Origin of the sequence: Pseudomonas capeferrum (assembly GCF_013523055.1) — a bacterium.
GTDB classification, from domain to species: Bacteria; Pseudomonadota; Gammaproteobacteria; order Pseudomonadales; family Pseudomonadaceae; genus Aquipseudomonas; species Aquipseudomonas capeferrum_A.
Genome location: NZ_JAAMQM010000011.1, coordinates 66,542 through 81,563 on the forward strand (window position 1 = coordinate 66,542; position 15,022 = coordinate 81,563).

At 58.9% G+C, this 15,022-nt stretch carries 12 protein-coding genes and 2 tRNA genes; 6 read left to right on the forward strand and 8 right to left on the reverse strand.

Features of this window, described 5'->3' with window-relative positions; genetic code table 11:
• The first annotated feature begins 392 nt into the window (after window positions 1-392).
• Window positions 393-1,133, forward strand: a complete 741-nt coding sequence (locus tag G7009_RS13915) for a FadR/GntR family transcriptional regulator (RefSeq protein ID WP_181130652.1) — start codon at window positions 393-395, stop codon at window positions 1,131-1,133.
• A gap of 226 nt (window positions 1,134-1,359) precedes the next feature.
• On the opposite strand, the gene G7009_RS13920 is transcribed toward G7009_RS13915, so the two are convergent.
• Window positions 1,360-3,672 (reverse strand): YgiQ family radical SAM protein, encoded by a 2,313-nt coding sequence (locus tag G7009_RS13920; protein ID WP_181130653.1) that lies wholly within the window; start codon window positions 3,670-3,672, stop codon window positions 1,360-1,362.
• Window positions 3,673-4,156: 484 nt separating this feature from the next.
• On the opposite strand from G7009_RS13920, the gene G7009_RS13925 reads away from it, so the two are divergent.
• From G7009_RS13925 to G7009_RS13935, 3 genes are read left to right on the forward strand one after another with little or no spacing between them, the layout of a single operon-like run.
• Entirely contained in the window at window positions 4,157-4,255 is a 99-nt protein-coding gene (locus tag G7009_RS13925; RefSeq protein WP_181130654.1) for an alginate O-acetyltransferase, read from the forward strand.
• A 51-nt stretch (window positions 4,256-4,306) separates the two neighbouring features.
• On the forward strand, window positions 4,307-5,491 hold the full coding sequence (locus tag G7009_RS13930) for a YcaO-like family protein (RefSeq protein ID WP_181130655.1): 1,185 nt from the start codon (window positions 4,307-4,309) through the stop codon (window positions 5,489-5,491).
• A complete protein-coding gene (locus G7009_RS13935) occupies window positions 5,478-7,133 on the forward strand; it encodes an ATP-binding cassette domain-containing protein (protein ID WP_181130656.1) in 1,656 nt (551 codons plus the stop codon). The genes G7009_RS13930 and G7009_RS13935 overlap by 14 nt, the downstream gene beginning before the upstream one ends.
• 102 nt (window positions 7,134-7,235) lie before the next feature.
• Here the strand turns inward: G7009_RS13935 and dnaB are convergent, their stop codons facing one another.
• The 7 genes from dnaB to rnr form a co-directional block, all read right to left on the reverse strand.
• On the reverse strand, window positions 7,236-8,633 hold the full coding sequence (gene dnaB / locus G7009_RS13940; protein ID WP_181130657.1) for a replicative DNA helicase: 1,398 nt from the start codon (window positions 8,631-8,633) through the stop codon (window positions 7,236-7,238).
• 111 nt (window positions 8,634-8,744) lie between these two features.
• Entirely contained in the window at window positions 8,745-9,191 is a 447-nt protein-coding gene (gene rplI / locus G7009_RS13945; RefSeq protein ID WP_181130658.1) for a 50S ribosomal protein L9, read from the reverse strand.
• A gap of 21 nt (window positions 9,192-9,212) precedes the next feature.
• Window positions 9,213-10,085, reverse strand: a complete 873-nt coding sequence (locus G7009_RS13950) for a hypothetical protein (RefSeq protein WP_181130659.1) — start codon at window positions 10,083-10,085, stop codon at window positions 9,213-9,215.
• Window positions 10,086-10,119: 34 nt separating this feature from the next.
• Complete coding sequence (gene rpsR, locus G7009_RS13955; RefSeq protein WP_002551829.1) at window positions 10,120-10,350, reverse strand: 30S ribosomal protein S18; 231 nt, start codon at window positions 10,348-10,350, stop codon at window positions 10,120-10,122.
• Between the two features lie 28 nt (window positions 10,351-10,378).
• Window positions 10,379-10,804: a 30S ribosomal protein S6 gene (gene rpsF, locus G7009_RS13960; RefSeq protein WP_181130660.1), complete on the reverse strand. Its 426-nt coding sequence runs from the start codon at window positions 10,802-10,804 to the stop codon at window positions 10,379-10,381.
• A gap of 289 nt (window positions 10,805-11,093) precedes the next feature.
• Entirely contained in the window at window positions 11,094-11,840 is a 747-nt protein-coding gene (rlmB, locus tag G7009_RS13965; RefSeq protein ID WP_181130661.1) for a 23S rRNA (guanosine(2251)-2'-O)-methyltransferase RlmB, read from the reverse strand.
• Window positions 11,837-14,446 carry a ribonuclease R gene (gene rnr, locus G7009_RS13970; RefSeq protein WP_181130662.1) on the reverse strand — a complete coding sequence of 870 codons (2,610 nt, stop codon included), beginning with the start codon at window positions 14,444-14,446 and terminating at the stop codon, window positions 11,837-11,839. The genes rlmB and rnr overlap by 4 nt, the downstream gene beginning before the upstream one ends.
• A gap of 268 nt (window positions 14,447-14,714) precedes the next feature.
• Here rnr and G7009_RS13975 point away from each other — a divergent pair.
• Window positions 14,715-14,801: transfer RNA gene (locus G7009_RS13975), tRNA-Leu, on the forward strand.
• Window positions 14,802-14,879: 78 nt separating this feature from the next.
• Window positions 14,880-14,966 (forward strand) — tRNA-Leu (locus G7009_RS13980).
• The last annotated feature ends 56 nt before the right edge of the window (window positions 14,967-15,022 follow it).

The window sequence follows — 15,022 nt, forward strand, 5'->3', positions numbered from 1 at the left end:
TGGGGAAGGCGGTTGATCAAGGAGATGTCACTGCCTGGAAGGCTGAACGTCATGAAAAACGGACGGAGCGTGGACAGATACGGGGTCATGGAGAGGTGCCTGCATTGAGTTTTTATTAGATGCCTGCTGCATGGTTGTCAGACATGTTGGTGGACGAAGCATATGCCTTGACAAGTTGTACGACAAGGCAGCCCATATCGTTAAACAAGCTTAATCCACGACCTAATTGAGCAAAAAAACCATGATTTGAAGCTATCTTCAAACAAGTGACCACCTTAACTATCCAACGCCATGTACTGAAAAAAGTAAAATAATTTACTTGTCATACAAGCCACGGTGCTAGGCTCGCTCCTGTCCTGCCCTACTTGTCTGATCTGCTCAAGGATGCTGCGATGTCTGACCCGCTTTCGCCCCAGCAAATCCCTCACAAGCGCGGCCACAGCCGAGCCCATGACCTGGTGTCGAGCCTGACGCAGCGTATCCTGCTGGGCACGCTCAAGCCGGGCGACAAGCTGCCCTCGGAGAACACCATCGTTCGCGATCATGGGGTGAGTCGGACAGTGGTACGCGAAGCCCTGTCAAAACTCCAGGCATCGGGCCTTGTGGAGACACGACATGGCGTCGGCACCTTCGTGATCGAGCGCTCGAACCAGAATGGATTGCACGTGGGGGCAGAGAATGCGGGCAGTGTGCGCGACCTGCTGGAATTGCGCATTGGCCTGGAAGGTCAGGCGGCGGCCCTGGCGGCCTTGCGCCGCAGCGAGGCGCAACTGGTACAGATGCGCAACGCGCTCGATGATTATCAGGATCTGGCCGCGGCCGGCGACAGCTGCATCGAGCCCGATCGCCGTTTTCACATGCTGATCGCAGAGGCGACCGGCAATCTTTACTTCACGCAGATGATGGCCCAGCTGGGCGGCGCCCTCATCCCGCGCAATCGCATGAGCCAGGTCGAGCGTGCCGGCGCCAATCTCGCGCCTCACGCCTACCTGGCCAACCTCGAGCACGAGGCCATCCTCAATGCCATCCGCCGACAGGATCCGGATGCCGCCCGCGCGGCGCTCTGCCTGCACCTCTCCAACAGCCGCGACCGCTTGCTGCCGGACCCGTCTGAGGGCCGAGCTGACTGTTGACAGCGCAGGAACACCGCCAGGGGCCAGCTGGCTCGCATAGAGTAAACGCTAACTTATTGATTTATAGAGGCTGGCGGGAGCGGGTTTACCCGCGAACACCGACGAAGCCGGTGCCATAATCGCGGTGCCTGCTTCGCGGGTAAACCCGCTCCCACAAGGTACATACGGTCCCTCAGAGCTTTATTCTCTGCGCGACAGCGCAGCCCATGGGCTGGGCGATCTCCTGTCAGCGCGGAATGACCGGCTGGCGCGGCTTGCTCTTGCCTTTGCCCTTGCCGCCGCCCTTCTCGGCATCCTTGCGTGCCTTGGCGGCCTCCTGGTTGCGGGCAAACGCAGCGGCCTTGGCCTGCTCGCGCTTGTCCCACGGGTTGCTGCCGTCGCTGGCACGCGGCGGCAAACCGGTGTGCTGGGTCAGGATCTTCTGTTCCTTGCCCACCTTGTGGCTGCCCGCAGGCGTCGAGTTCTTGCGTCGGGCACTGTGGTAGCTGTCGCCCTCGGTGGACTGCTGCAACGGGATCAACTGATGCTTGCCCGGGCCGATCAAGTCGGCGCGACCCATGCGCTGCAGCGCTTCGCGCAGCATCGGCCAGCCCTTCGGATCGTGGTAGCGCAGGAAGGCCTTGTGCAGACGACGCTGCTCGTCACTCTTGACGATGGTCACGCCATCGCTCTTGTAGGTGACCTTGCGCAGCGGGTTCTTGCCCGAGTGGTACATGGCCGTCGCCGAGGCCATCGGCGAGGGGTAGAAGGCCTGCACCTGATCGGCCCGGAAACCGTTGCCCTTGAGCCACAGCGCCAGGTTCATCATGTCTTCGTCGGTGGTGCCTGGGTGCGCCGCGATGAAGTACGGGATCAGGTACTGCTCCTTGCCCGCCTCTTTCGAGTATTTCTCGAACATGCGCTTGAAGCGGTCATAGCTCCCGATGCCCGGCTTCATCATCTTGTCCAGCGGACCGCGCTCGGTGTGCTCCGGAGCGATCTTCAGATAGCCACCCACGTGGTGCGTGACCAGCTCCTTGACGTATTCCGGCGATTCCACGGCCAGGTCGTAGCGCAGGCCGGAAGCGATGAGGATCTTCTTCACGCCAGGCAGCGCCCGCGCCTTGCGGTACAGCTCGATCAGCGAGCTGTGGTCGGTATTGAGGTTCTCGCAGATGCCCGGGAACACGCACGACGGCTTGCGGCAGTGCTTCTCGATGTCCACGCTCTTGCAGGCGATGCGGTACATGTTGGCGGTCGGCCCGCCCAGGTCGGAGACCACACCGGTAAAGCCCGGCACCTTGTCACGCATCTCCTCGATCTCGCGCAGGATCGATTCGTGGGAACGGTTCTGGATGATCCGACCTTCATGCTCGGTGATCGAACAGAAGGTGCAGCCACCGAAGCAGCCGCGCATGATGTTCACCGAGAAGCGGATCATTTCGTAGGCCGGGATCTTCTCCTTGCCATAGGCCGGGTGAGGAATACGGGCATAGGGCATGCCGAAGACGTAGTCCATTTCCTCGGTCGTCATGGGAATGGGCGGCGCATTGAACCAGACATCCACCTCGCCGTGCTTCTGCACCAGCGCGCGGGCGTTGCCGGGGTTGGTCTCCAGGTGCAGCACGCGGTTGGCGTGGGCATAGAGCACCGGGTCGTTACGCACCTTCTCGAAGGACGGCAGGCGGATCACTGTCTTGTCCCGGGTCATCCGCGGGCTTTCGAGGATCTGCACGACCTTGGCTTCGTTCGGGTCCTCGCCCTCGCCCTTGGCCTGCTCGATGGCGCAGGCCTGGGTGTCCTGGGTGTTGACGTAGGGGTTGATGATCTTGTCGACCTTGCCCGGACGGTCGATACGCGTGGAGTCGACCTCGTACCAGTCCTTTGGCGTATCGCGACGGATGAAGGCCGTGCCGCGGACGTCGGTGATGGTCTCGATGGACTCGCCGAAGGACAGCCGCTGTGCCACTTCGACGATCGCCCGCTCGGCATTGCCGTAGAGCAGGATATCGGCGGAGGCATCGACCAGGATCGAATGACGGACCTTGTCCTGCCAGTAGTCATAGTGCGCGATACGGCGCAGCGAGGCCTCGATGCCGCCGAGCACGATCGGCACATGCTTGTAGGCTTCCTTGCAGCGCTGGCTGTACACCAGGCTGGCACGGTCCGGCCGCTTGCCCGCCAAGCCACCTGGGGTATAGGCATCGTCGGAGCGGATCTTCTTGTCCGCGGTGTAGCGATTGATCATCGAGTCCATGTTGCCGGCCGCGACGCCGAAGAACAGGTTCGGCTCGCCGAGCTTCATGAAATCGTCTTTCGACTGCCAGTTCGGCTGCGCGATGATCCCGACGCGGAAGCCCTGGGCTTCGAGCAGTCGGCCGATGATAGCCATGCCGAACGACGGATGGTCGACGTAGGCGTCGCCGGTCACGATGATGATGTCGCAGGAATCCCAGCCGAGCTGATCCATCTCCTCCCTGCTCATCGGCAGGAACGGCGCTGGCCCGAAGCATTCGGCCCAGTATTTGGGATAGTCGAAGAGTGGTTTGGCTGCTTGCATGTCAGTGACCGGTTCTGGTGTGCAGGGAAATCGCGGGCGCGGAATATAGCACAAATTTTGATCACATCCGACGGTAATGGTCGGATTTGTGCGGGACCGACTCGGCCTTGCTGGTTGACTGAAGCCGCCCTGTCCGTCGGGTTAGATAGCAGTGATATTTCGATTATCAAGGCCTCATTTTAGGACAAGCGACCACGGTTTGTCTGATGCGCATCCTTGCGGAGCGCACTAGTTACTGCAATCACCTCCAAGTGTTTCTAGATTTTTCACCTAGTGCCCCCTACAAATAAGCAAACCCCTTGATATGGCAAGTGAAAATCTTGAGGAATATAAGTCGATAATAAATATCCTTCACGCTCCCAGGAAAAATCTTACAATGCATTAGTCACTAATTGGCCCCAACGAGGTTGAGTAAGAAGTGGGATTGTTGTTAAAAAAGAAGGGCGGAAAACATCGCAAAAAACTCAAAAAAGGAGTAACAAAAATGGGTAAGCGTCGCTCTGAAATCAACACCCTTGGCATGCCCAGCATGATGACATTCTCGCTTCTCGACTCCGAGATCGAGTTCTTCAACCTCATCTAAGTAAAACGGCGAGAAAGGGCATCCTTTCTCGCCCCACTCAGGATTACTTTAATGATACCGGAACGCGAATTAAAACCGTGCGAGGCCAAGCTACGCCTGCATCTGCTATGCGAGAAGCTCGAGCTTGCCGCGCATGTAAAAAAAGTCGGAGCGGAAGGTTTAGTAGCCAGCTGCTCATTGTACGACAAATCAGGTGTCACCGTTTCCAGCGGTGCAGGAAAAGGCGACTACTGTGAGCTGGGCGCTCTTGCTGAAAGCATAGAACATTATCTTACCGAGACAAACGAATCGTATCAGCCGGCTGAATGTGCTAGTGCAACATTCCAAGAATGTCAGTTCCTCCAGGATGACTGGCTACTGAAATCGATTCCTATAGGGAAATCACTCTCTTCTTATGAGCTACAGGGGGTCGATCAGGAAGCCAAGATCAACGTTCCAGCAGTGTTGCTGACACCTACTGAAAAGGCAGTGGCAGAAGCAACATCCAATCCTGCGCTCGCTTTCTTGGCCAAGTACTCAAGCAATTCGGGGACTGCAATTGGCTGCACCGAAAACGAGGCCCTCCTGCACGGAATCAATGAAGCTATAGAACGACACGCACTGTCGATTTACTACCTGTCCCTCTGCGAACTTTCGCCCCCCCTCAAGCTCTACAAGCCAGCTGCTTCCTTTATGGAAGAAAATTTTATCGAACATCCTGCACTGCACCAATACAGCAAAACCCTTGACCTCGTCGTAACTCAAGAATTTTATGGCGCTTATTTCTGTATCGCAGTGCCAAAAACAACAAATCCCAATAGAATTTCAGTTATTGGATCCGGCTATTCCGCATGCTCCTTTACAGCCGTATACCGCGCTGTCTCGGAACAACTCCAATGTGCAAAACTGCAAAACTCAGAAGATATAGAGACAGATAAAACCATTAGCGAAATTTTACTTTCCGTACCTCGCCTCGAAAAACTGCTACACCTTAATCCGGCCAGGACACTGGAAATCATCTATCCACGGCATGAGAAACTCAGCGTCCACACCCAAATTAAGAACATACTTATAAGCTTAAGAAAAAACAACAGATCGGTATTTCATCGAACACTTTTCAACGAGCCCGGCCTGGCATGTGCCATGCAAATCTACATCCCCGGCCTTGAGCGTTTTCACCTAATCCGCTCGGGTTGCCCCGTGGTACCACAGAGCGCACTCTCTAGAGGGACAAGAGATAGAAATGTCTTCCTCTAGGGATTTTTTCGCAGCGTTAAGCATCACATTAATCTTGAAAGCGGCCATCGTATTACCGGCATTAGTGCTAGCTGATATCATTGACAATATTAATTCTGACTTGTCAATTCTGCGTCCTTTAGGCTTGTTCATCGCACTCATCGTTTTACAGGCCTTAGCGACCCCCATCCAGGCATGGTCTTTGGCCCGCCTATGCCAGGAACGAGTACGCAGCATGTCTGCGAAATGGTGTCGTGCTCTGTTGGACAAACGCTTCGAGGCCTATGAACAGCTGCATGGCGGCGCACTGGTCAAGGTACTGGACAGGGGTATCACCGCACAGGAGCGCTGGCTCAACTTCCTGATAGGCTCGGCATGGCCGGTACTGGCCGAGGCGCTTGTTCTCGGGACATTGTTCATCTATTTGGGAGCAGCTTCCGTGCTGCTGGGGTTGATACCACTGAGCCTGGTGTATCTGTGGGCCAATGGCTCACTGATTCGTTGGCGAAGACCGCACATCGAAGCAGTCAATACGATGGAGGATGATCTGGCCGAGCTGTGGGTAGATACGTTCGCCACGGCCACCAGTGTAAAACTCGAACGTGCCGAGTCAGCTGCAATGATGCCGGTCGAGCAGACATTGGGGCGGTATGCGAAAGCTGCAGTGCGCGTAGCGAGCTCCGGGGCCTGGCTTCAGGCGGCAAGAATTGTGTTTATCGGACTAGGGAGCAGTGGGTTACTCGCCTGGGGGATGGTAGAACAAGCACGCGCCGAGCCCTCTATTACGCTCGGGGAACTAGTGGCACTGTTCACCCTCGTCAGCGGTTTGCTGGCAAGCGTTGCCCAGGTTGCAGAAGGCTGGCGCATGCTGGACCAGTTCAAGGTTGATCGGCAGCGACTGGACCAGTGGTTGAAATTACCGCCCTTCGGCCCGGATGCTTCTGAAACGGCAAGCGACATGCCAGAAAAAAGCATTCTGCAGCTGGGCTCCTGTTCTTTGGCCGAAGACGGCCATGTACGCCTGCAGCTTGATCAGTCTCTGGTCATTCAGCCGGGCGAGCGAGTGGCGCTGGCAGGCCCGAGCGGTTCCGGCAAATCGACCTTGCTGCATGCACTGGCTGGCACGCTGGATCCGCTGCGCATGCATCTTAGACTGGGCGACAAGCCGATAGAACGACTTGGCGCTGCCACTCAGTTTACGCATATTCGTCTGTCGCCACAGAGACCACGCTTTGTTCCGGGGCCTCTATCCAGAGCGGTGCTGTTGGATCAAGCGCATGACCAGGAACGGGTGAAGCAATGGCTCGAGCGGTTGGGCCTGGGCGCCGACTGGTATGAGCGCGAACTCGATGGGCGCGGGAACACCATTTCCGGAGGCGAGGCGCGTAGGCTGTCGCTTTTGCGGGTATTGAACAGGCCTGGCGAATTCAATCTGTTCGATGAGCCGACCAGTGGGCTCGATACAGCGCTGGCGCATCAAATCTGGGACCTGTTATTTGAGGAGCTTGCCGGGCGTGGATTGGTATGCGTAACGCATGATCAGGCGGCACTGAGACGGTTTGATCGAGTGATCTGGGTAGCGGAGGGTCGAGTTGTGGAGGAGTACCGATCAGCTCAGAACGTATTCGGAGCGCAAACCAATACCAGCGGCGCGGGGACCTAATGGAACAGATGCCTCAGCGCCTAATGGATGAGGCTTGCCGTCTTCATTGCCAGGCGCTGCTTCAGTTTCCGAAAGACAGCGACTGCAGACGGCCAGGACGACTTACTCATCATCATCGAAGTTGTAGCTGCCCGGCGCCAGGTTCTCGAAGCGGGTGTACTTGCCGATGAACGCCAACCGCACGAAGCCGATAGGCCCGTTACGCTGCTTGCCGATGATGATCTCGGCAACGCCCTTGTGCTCCGTCTCGGGGTGATAGACCTCGTCACGGTAGACGAACATGATCACGTCGGCGTCCTGCTCGATCGCTCCGGATTCCCGCAAGTCGGAGTTCACCGGGCGCTTGTTGGGTCGTTGCTCCAGGGAACGGTTGAGCTGCGACAAGGCGATGACCGGACAGTTGAATTCCTTGGCCAGGGCCTTGAGCGAGCGGGAGATCTCGGAAATCTCGTTGGTCCGATTGTCACCCGACGAGCCTGGAATCTGCATCAGCTGCAGGTAGTCGACCATGATCATGCCGATCTCGCCATGCTCACGCGCCAACCTCCGGGTCCGCGCGCGCATTTCCGAAGGGCTGATACCGGCGGTATCGTCGATGAACAACTTGCGGTCGTTGAGCAGGTTGACCGCCGAGGTCAGGCGCGGCCAGTCATCGTCGCTGAGCTGACCGGAACGCACCTTGGTCTGATCGATCCTCCCCAGGGACGACAACATACGCATGATGAGGGATTCGCCAGGCATCTCGAGCGAGAACACCAGCACCGCCTTGTCGCTGCGCAACACGGCGTTCTCCACCAGGTTCATGGCGAAAGTGGTCTTGCCCATCGACGGACGACCGGCAACGATGATCAGGTCGGCCGCCTGCAGGCCGCTGGTCTTCTCGTCCAGGTCGGTATAACCGGTGGATATCCCGGTGATGTCACTGTCGGAGTTGAACAAGGTGTCGATGCGATCGATGGCCCTGGTCAGCAGGTCATTGACACCTACAGGGCCGCCGGTCTTGGGTCGGGCCTCGGCGATCTGGAAGATCTGCCGCTCGGCATCGTCGAGAATTTCTTCGGCATTGCGACCCTGCGGATTGAACGCATTGTCGGCGATATCGTTGCTGATGCTGATCAGTTGCCGCAGGGTCGCTCGCTCGCGAATGATCTGCGCGTAGGCCTTGATGTTCGCGACCGACGGCGTGTTCTTTGCCAGCTCGCCCAGGTAACCCAGGCCACCGACCTGCGAGGACACCCCTTCCTTGTCCAACTGTTCGTGAAGCGTCACCACGTCGAACGGCTGGTTGAGGTCGACCAGTTTATGGATCGCGCGGAAGATCAGGCGATGGTCATGTCGGTAGAAATCACCGTCCGAGACCTGGTCCAGCACCTTCTCCCAGGCGTTGTTGTCCAGCATCAGACCACCGAGCACGGCCTGTTCGGCCTCGATGGAATGCGGCGGCACCTTGAGGGCCGAGGTCTGGAGGTCTAGCTGTTCGGGGCTGGAAATCTCGGTCATGTCCACGCGAAAAATTTGGGTGATGAAAAAGACAAAGGGCACGACCTGCAAAGCAGGACCGTGCCCAATGTTAACCGGCCGGCCCGTAAGGGGCCAGCCGATCGGTACAGCTTAGGCTGCGACGACAACCACGCGAACGGTGGCTTCAACGTCGCTGTGCAGGTGCACGGCAACGTCGTATTCGCCAACGTTACGGATGGTGCCGTTCGGCAGACGAACTTCAGCCTTGGCCACTTCGACGCCGGAGGCGGTCAGGGCGTCAGCGATGTCGTGGGTGCCGATCGAACCGAACAGCTTGCCTTCGTCGCCAGCGGTGGCAGTGATGGTCACTTCCAGCTCGGCCAGTTGGGCAGCGCGGGTTTCAGCCGAAGTCTTCTTGTCCGCAGCCAGTTTTTCCAGCTCGGCACGACGCTCTTCGAACGCAGCCAGGTTGGCAGCGGTCGCAGCGGTAGCCTTGCCGAATGGCAGCAGGAAGTTACGACCGTAACCGGCCTTAACATTTACCTTGTCGCCCAGGTTGCCCAGGTTGGCGACTTTTTCCAGCAGGATCAGTTCCATTTGGTATAAACCTCTTAACTTTTAACCTTCACCGTTCGCGGAACCGTTGTCGTCATCCTTTTCAGGCGACCGGCGACCGCGAAAATCAACCAGGCTATCGACAATGGCCAATACCACGAGCAACAGATAGGTCGGCTGCATAGGCCAAATCAGCGTGACGTACACCCCCACCAGCCAGAAATTGGCCAGTCGCCCCTGCGCCACCAAGCCATGAATCAAGGCAAGGCCGGCAAGGAACAGCACCACACTGGACGCGAATGCCAACGTCAGGAACTGCGAACCGAAGAACGGCCCCAGCACCATGATCGACACCAGCACCAGCGTTGGCACCGCCGGCAGCCTCAACTCGCGGAACTCGCGACCGAAACCACCCGGGTTGTACAACGCGGCCTGCCAATAGCGGGCCAGCACGAGTGCCAGAACGCTGATCAGCTGCATCGACGCTGCGCTGGAAGAGATGAGCAAGGGGGTGATCAGCTCGCTGGGGATCATGGGCCTGCCGTCGATCTGCGGCAGGGCTTTTTCAAGCGCGCCAGCCAGCATCTCGAGCGGTTCACGCAACACCGAACCCAGGACAACGCCATACACCACACCCAGCGGGATACTGAACAGCAGCACCCGGCTCCAGGAATGCCCGGCTCGCAACGAAGCGGCCAGCGCCAGTGTGCCCACAAACACCATCAGGGTGCTCGGCTCACCGAAGATCCACAGGGCCAAGGCGGGTAACAGACCCCACACCAGGACCGAGGACGCATCCTTGAAACCCCGCCGCAGGAACACCAGGCTCCCGGCAGCGGCACTCAACCAGAACAACAGCGGCAATACCGCACTAACGACCACCACTACAGTGGCCTGCACACGACCGCGCATGATGAAATCCGCTAACGCTCGCATGCTCTATCCTTTGCTACTTGTCGACGACCCGGTCTCAGCGGCCGTGGCTGTCGGTGTAGGCCAGCAGGGCCAGGAAGCGGGCGCGCTTGATAGCGGTAGCCAGCTGACGCTGATAACGAGCTTTGGTACCGGTGATACGGCTTGGAACGATCTTGCCGGTTTCGGATACGTAAGCTTTCAGGGTGTTGAGATCTTTGTAGTCGATCTCTTTCACGTCTTCAGCAGTGAAGCGGCAGAATTTACGACGACGGAAGAAACGTGCCATGTAATAGGCTCCTCAAAAGGTCCGTGGATTACTCGTCAGCGTTATCGCTGTTGTCGCTGTCATTGCTGTCATCGCCATCGGCGCTGTCAGAATGCTCAGGACGTTCACGACGCTCACGGCGCTCGCTGCGGTTCTCTTCGGCCTTCAGCATCTCGGACTGACCGGTAACGGCTTCGTCGCGACGGATGATCAGGTTACGGATCACGGCATCGTTGTAGCGGAAGTTGTCTTCCAGCTCGGCCAGGGCCTTGCCGGTGCACTCGACGTTCAGCATCACGTAGTGAGCCTTGTGAACGTTGTTGATTGCATAGGCCAGTTGACGACGGCCCCAGTCTTCCAGGCGGTGGATCTTGCCGCCATCTTCTTCGATCAGCTTGGTGTAACGCTCAACCATGCCGCCGACTTGCTCGCTCTGGTCAGGGTGGACCAGAAAGATGATTTCGTAATGACGCATGAATGCTCCTTACGGGTTGATAGTCTGCCAGAACACTGGTCAGACAAGGAGTGAATGACACTGTATGTCTCGCCTTGGACCGGAGGCACATGCGCGCCTGCCTGTACGGCAAGGGGCGCAATTGTAGAGAAGGCGGGACGGACAAGCAAGACGATTGGCGATTATTTGAACAATGGGAGAAATCGCCAGAACGGCCCTACGGCAATGGACCTTTCGTCGGGCCGATGCCACGGCGACCCTCGTGAACGCTGGAAAGCAAGCGGCCGGCCTGATAGCCGGCCGCGGGATCTCAGCGCTTGGCCTGACGCTGGCGCACGGCCTCGAACAGGCACACGCCGGTGGCCACGGACACGTTCAGGCTGCTCACGCTGCCGGCCATTGGCAGCTTGACCAGGAAATCACAATGCTCGCGGGTGAGGCGACGCATGCCCTTGCCTTCGGCGCCCATGATCATGACGATCGGACCGGTCAGGTCCTGCTGGTAGATTTCCTGCTCCGCCTCGCCAGCGGTACCGACCACCCACAACCCACGCTGCTGGAGCTTTTCCAGCGTGCGTGCCAGGTTGGTCACGGCCACCAGCGGGATCACCTCGGCGGCGCCACAGGCAACCTTGCGCACGACAGCGGTCAGGGTCGCCGACTTGTCCTTGGGAATCACCACCGCAGTGGCACCGGCCGCATCGGCGGTGCGCAGGCAGGCGCCAAGGTTGTGCGGGTCTGTAATGCCGTCGAGCACCAGGATCAACGGTGGCCGCTCGCTACGCTCGAGCAACTCCTCAAGCATGGCTTCACCCCAGACCTGGCTGGGACTGACTTCGGCAACCACGCCCTGATGCACACCCTCGACCCAGGCATCCAGTTCGCGGCGCTCGGCCTGGCCGACCGGGATACGGTTCTGCGCCGCCAACTCCAGCAAGGCCTGGACACGCGGCTCGCTTCGCCCCTCGGACAACCAGATCTGCTTGACCCGCTTGGGGTGATGACTCAACAGCGCTTGCACGGCGTGGACGCCGTAGATCTTTTCCAGCTGACTCATGGCTTGCTCTTGCCTTTACGTGGAGCGCCCGCCTTGGGAGGCCCCTTGCGATGCTTGGTCGGCTTGCCGGAGGACGACTTGTCCGATTTGCTGCCGCTCTGGCCGGTACGCGCGTCCGTCATCAGCGCCTTCTTCATCTCCCGGCTCTTGCGCACCTCGGCGTTACGCTCGACGGCATGGGAAGGGAAATAGGCTTCGGAGGCTTCGCTCTTCTTGCTGCGGCGAGTCGGCTCGGTCCTGGCCTGCGGCTGGGCCTGAGGCTCGGATTTGGACTTGCCCTGCGACGCGGCCTGGGACTTGGGTTCGCCGGTCGGTGCATCGGCAGCGCCACGGCGCTTGCGCCCGATAGGCGCGGACAGGGTGCTTTCACCCACTTCGAAGTCGATCTTGCGCTCGTCGAGATTGACGCGCATGACCTTGACCTCGACCGTGTCGCCCAAGCGGAAGTTGCGCCCGGTTCGCTCGCCGGACAGGCGATGATGAACGGGATCGAAGTGATAGTAATCACCCGGCAAGGCACTGACGTGCACCAGACCTTCGACATAGATATCGGTCAATTCCACGAACAGGCCGAAACCGGTTACCGCCGTGATCACGCCAGGGAAGGACTCGCCGACGCGATCCTTCATGTACTCGCACTTGAGCCAGTTGACCACGTCGCGCGTGGCTTCGTCGGCACGGCGCTCGGTCATCGAGCACTGCTCGCCCAACTGCTCCAGGGTGTTCTCGTCGTACGGATAGATCCGCGCCTTGGGAATGCTCATCGCACCAGCACGCTTGACGTGCGGAGTTTCCTGGCGGGAACGGATCACGCTGCGGATGGCGCGGTGCACCAGCAGGTCCGGGTAACGACGGATCGGCGAAGTGAAGTGGGTGTAAGCCTCATAGTTCAGACCGAAGTGCCCATTGTTCTCCACCGAATAGACCGCCTGGCTCAACGAGCGCAGCATGACCGTCTGGATCAGGTGGAAGTCCGGGCGACCGGCGATCTGCGATAGCAGCGCCTGGTAGTCCTTGGGCGACGGCTCCTTGCCCTTGTGCAGCGACAAGCCCAGCTCGCCGAGGAAGGCACGCAATTTTTCCAGGCGCTCCGGCGGCGGGCCATCGTGGACTCGGTACAGCGCGGGCACTTCGTGCTTGGCAAGGAACGCGGCGGTGGCCACGTTGGCCGCCAGCATGCATTCCTCGATCAGCTTGTGGGCATCGTTGCGCACGGTCGGGCGGATTTCCGCGATCTTGCGCTCGGAGCCGAAGATGATCCGCGTTTCCTGGGTCTCGAAGTCGATCGCGCCACGGGTGTGGCGCGCCGCCAGCAATACCTTGTACAGGCCGTAGAGGTTCTTCAGGTCCGGCACGACATCGGCGTATTCCTGACGCAACGCCTTGCCTTCGCGGGTACGGGCGTGCTCGAGCATGCTGCTGACCTTGTTGTAGGTCAGGCGCGCGTGGGAGTGGATCACCGCTTCATAGAACTGGTAGTCGACCATCTGGCCCGACTTGTTCATGGTCATTTCACAGACCATCGCCAGACGATCGACGTGCGGGTTCAGCGAGCACAGGCCGTTGGACAACTCCTCGGGCAGCATCGGCACGACGCGCTCGGGGAAGTACACCGAGTTGCCGCGCTGCTGCGCCTCGACATCCAGAGCCGAGCCCAGGCGCACGTAGCTCGAGACGTCGGCGATCGCCACGTACAGGCGCCAGCCGCCGGAGAACATGCGCAGCTTGCCCAATGGCTCGCAGAAGACGGCATCGTCGAAATCGCGGGCGTCTTCACCGTCGATGGTGACGAACGGCAGATGACGCAGGTCGACGCGCTTCTCCTTGTCCTTCTCTTCTACTTCGGAGCGGAACTTGCGCGCTTCCTTGACCACCGCCTCGGGCCAGACGTGAGGAATGTCATAGCTGCGCAACGCAACGTCGATCTCCATGCCCGGCGCCATGTAGTTGCCGATCACTTCGACGACATCGCCTTGCGGCTGGAAGCGTGGAGTGGGCCAGTGGGTAATCTTGATCTCGACGAACTGACCGATCTTCGCCCCGCCGTTACGACCGGCCGTGACCAGCACTTCCTGCTGGATCTTGGGGTTGTCCGGCGTGACGAAACCGATGCCGCCTTCCTCGTAGTAGCGACCGACCACGCTCTCGTGGGCGCGGGAGATCACCTCTACCACCACGCCTTCGCGACGGCCGCGGCGGTCGAGACCAGAGACCCGCGCCAGGGCACGGTCGCCATCGAACACCAGGCGCATCTGCGCCGGGCTCAGGAACAGGTCGTCGCTGCGATCATCGGGAATGAGAAAGCCGAAGCCGTCGCGGTGCCCGGAGATGCGGCCGAGGATCAGGTCCAGCTTGTCCACCGGGGCATAGGTGCCGCGCCGGGTATAGATCAGCTGGCCATCACGTTCCATGGCGCGCAGGCGGCGGCGCAAGGCTTCGATCTGGTCCTCGGTCGTGAGGCCGAACTCCGCCACCAGTTGTTCTCGGGCAGCGGGCTCACCGCGCTCATCGAGGTGATGCAGGATCAGCTCGCGGCTGGGGATGGGGTTTTCGTATTTTTCCGCTTCACGAGCGGCCTCGGGATCGAGGGATTGCCAATCGGCCATCAGGAGGGGTTCACCTTGGTATCTATATATTGAGAGTGTGGCATAGGCGTATTGAAACCGGAAATCTCAGGCTTGGACAGCCCCGCCAGAAGGTCTGTTCGGACGCAGAAGCACAGCGGAATCAAGACGTTGAAGATTTGCATATTTTTTTTCGCCAGGGGCTTTACAGGCCATAGGGGCGTCCGTATAGTGCGCACCACGACGACGGAGACGACGTTGTAGTCGAGATGAACACTGATGTAAAGCATCACGTGGACCTTGACGAAATGCCCAGGTGGCGGAATTGGTAGACGCGCTGGTTTCAGGTATCAGTGATCGCAAGATCGTGGAAGTTCGAGTCTTCTCCTGGGCACCAATTTCGAATTGATAGATAGCAGGTTTATCTGTCGATCAGCAACAGATTCATCGCAATACGCAGTAGATGTAAAGATTTGCCCAGGTGGCGGAATTGGTAGACGCGCTGGTTTCAGGTATCAGTGATCGCAAGATCGTGGAAGTTCGAGTCTTCTCCTGGGCACCATATAAAAACCCGCTAGCATTGCTAGCGGGTTTTTTCTTGCCTGCGATTTAATCTCC

What these genes read in the sequence shown, in the direction of transcription:
- G7009_RS13915 (WP_181130652.1), top strand. Translation starts at nt 393, where the DNA reads ATGTCTGACCCGCTTTCGCCCCAGCAAATCCCTCACAAGCGCGGCCAC.
- G7009_RS13920 (WP_181130653.1), bottom strand. Translation starts at nt 3,672, where the DNA reads ATGCAAGCAGCCAAACCACTCTTCGACTATCCCAAATACTGGGCCGAA.
- G7009_RS13925 (WP_181130654.1), top strand. Translation starts at nt 4,157, where the DNA reads ATGGGTAAGCGTCGCTCTGAAATCAACACCCTTGGCATGCCCAGCATG.
- G7009_RS13930 (WP_181130655.1), top strand. Translation starts at nt 4,307, where the DNA reads ATGATACCGGAACGCGAATTAAAACCGTGCGAGGCCAAGCTACGCCTG.
- G7009_RS13935 (WP_181130656.1), top strand. Translation starts at nt 5,478, where the DNA reads ATGTCTTCCTCTAGGGATTTTTTCGCAGCGTTAAGCATCACATTAATC.
- dnaB (WP_181130657.1), bottom strand. Translation starts at nt 8,633, where the DNA reads ATGACCGAGATTTCCAGCCCCGAACAGCTAGACCTCCAGACCTCGGCC.
- rplI (WP_181130658.1), bottom strand. Translation starts at nt 9,191, where the DNA reads ATGGAACTGATCCTGCTGGAAAAAGTCGCCAACCTGGGCAACCTGGGC.
- G7009_RS13950 (WP_181130659.1), bottom strand. Translation starts at nt 10,085, where the DNA reads ATGCGAGCGTTAGCGGATTTCATCATGCGCGGTCGTGTGCAGGCCACT.
- rpsR (WP_002551829.1), bottom strand. Translation starts at nt 10,350, where the DNA reads ATGGCACGTTTCTTCCGTCGTCGTAAATTCTGCCGCTTCACTGCTGAA.
- rpsF (WP_181130660.1), bottom strand. Translation starts at nt 10,804, where the DNA reads ATGCGTCATTACGAAATCATCTTTCTGGTCCACCCTGACCAGAGCGAG.
- rlmB (WP_181130661.1), bottom strand. Translation starts at nt 11,840, where the DNA reads ATGAGTCAGCTGGAAAAGATCTACGGCGTCCACGCCGTGCAAGCGCTG.
- rnr (WP_181130662.1), bottom strand. Translation starts at nt 14,446, where the DNA reads ATGGCCGATTGGCAATCCCTCGATCCCGAGGCCGCTCGTGAAGCGGAA.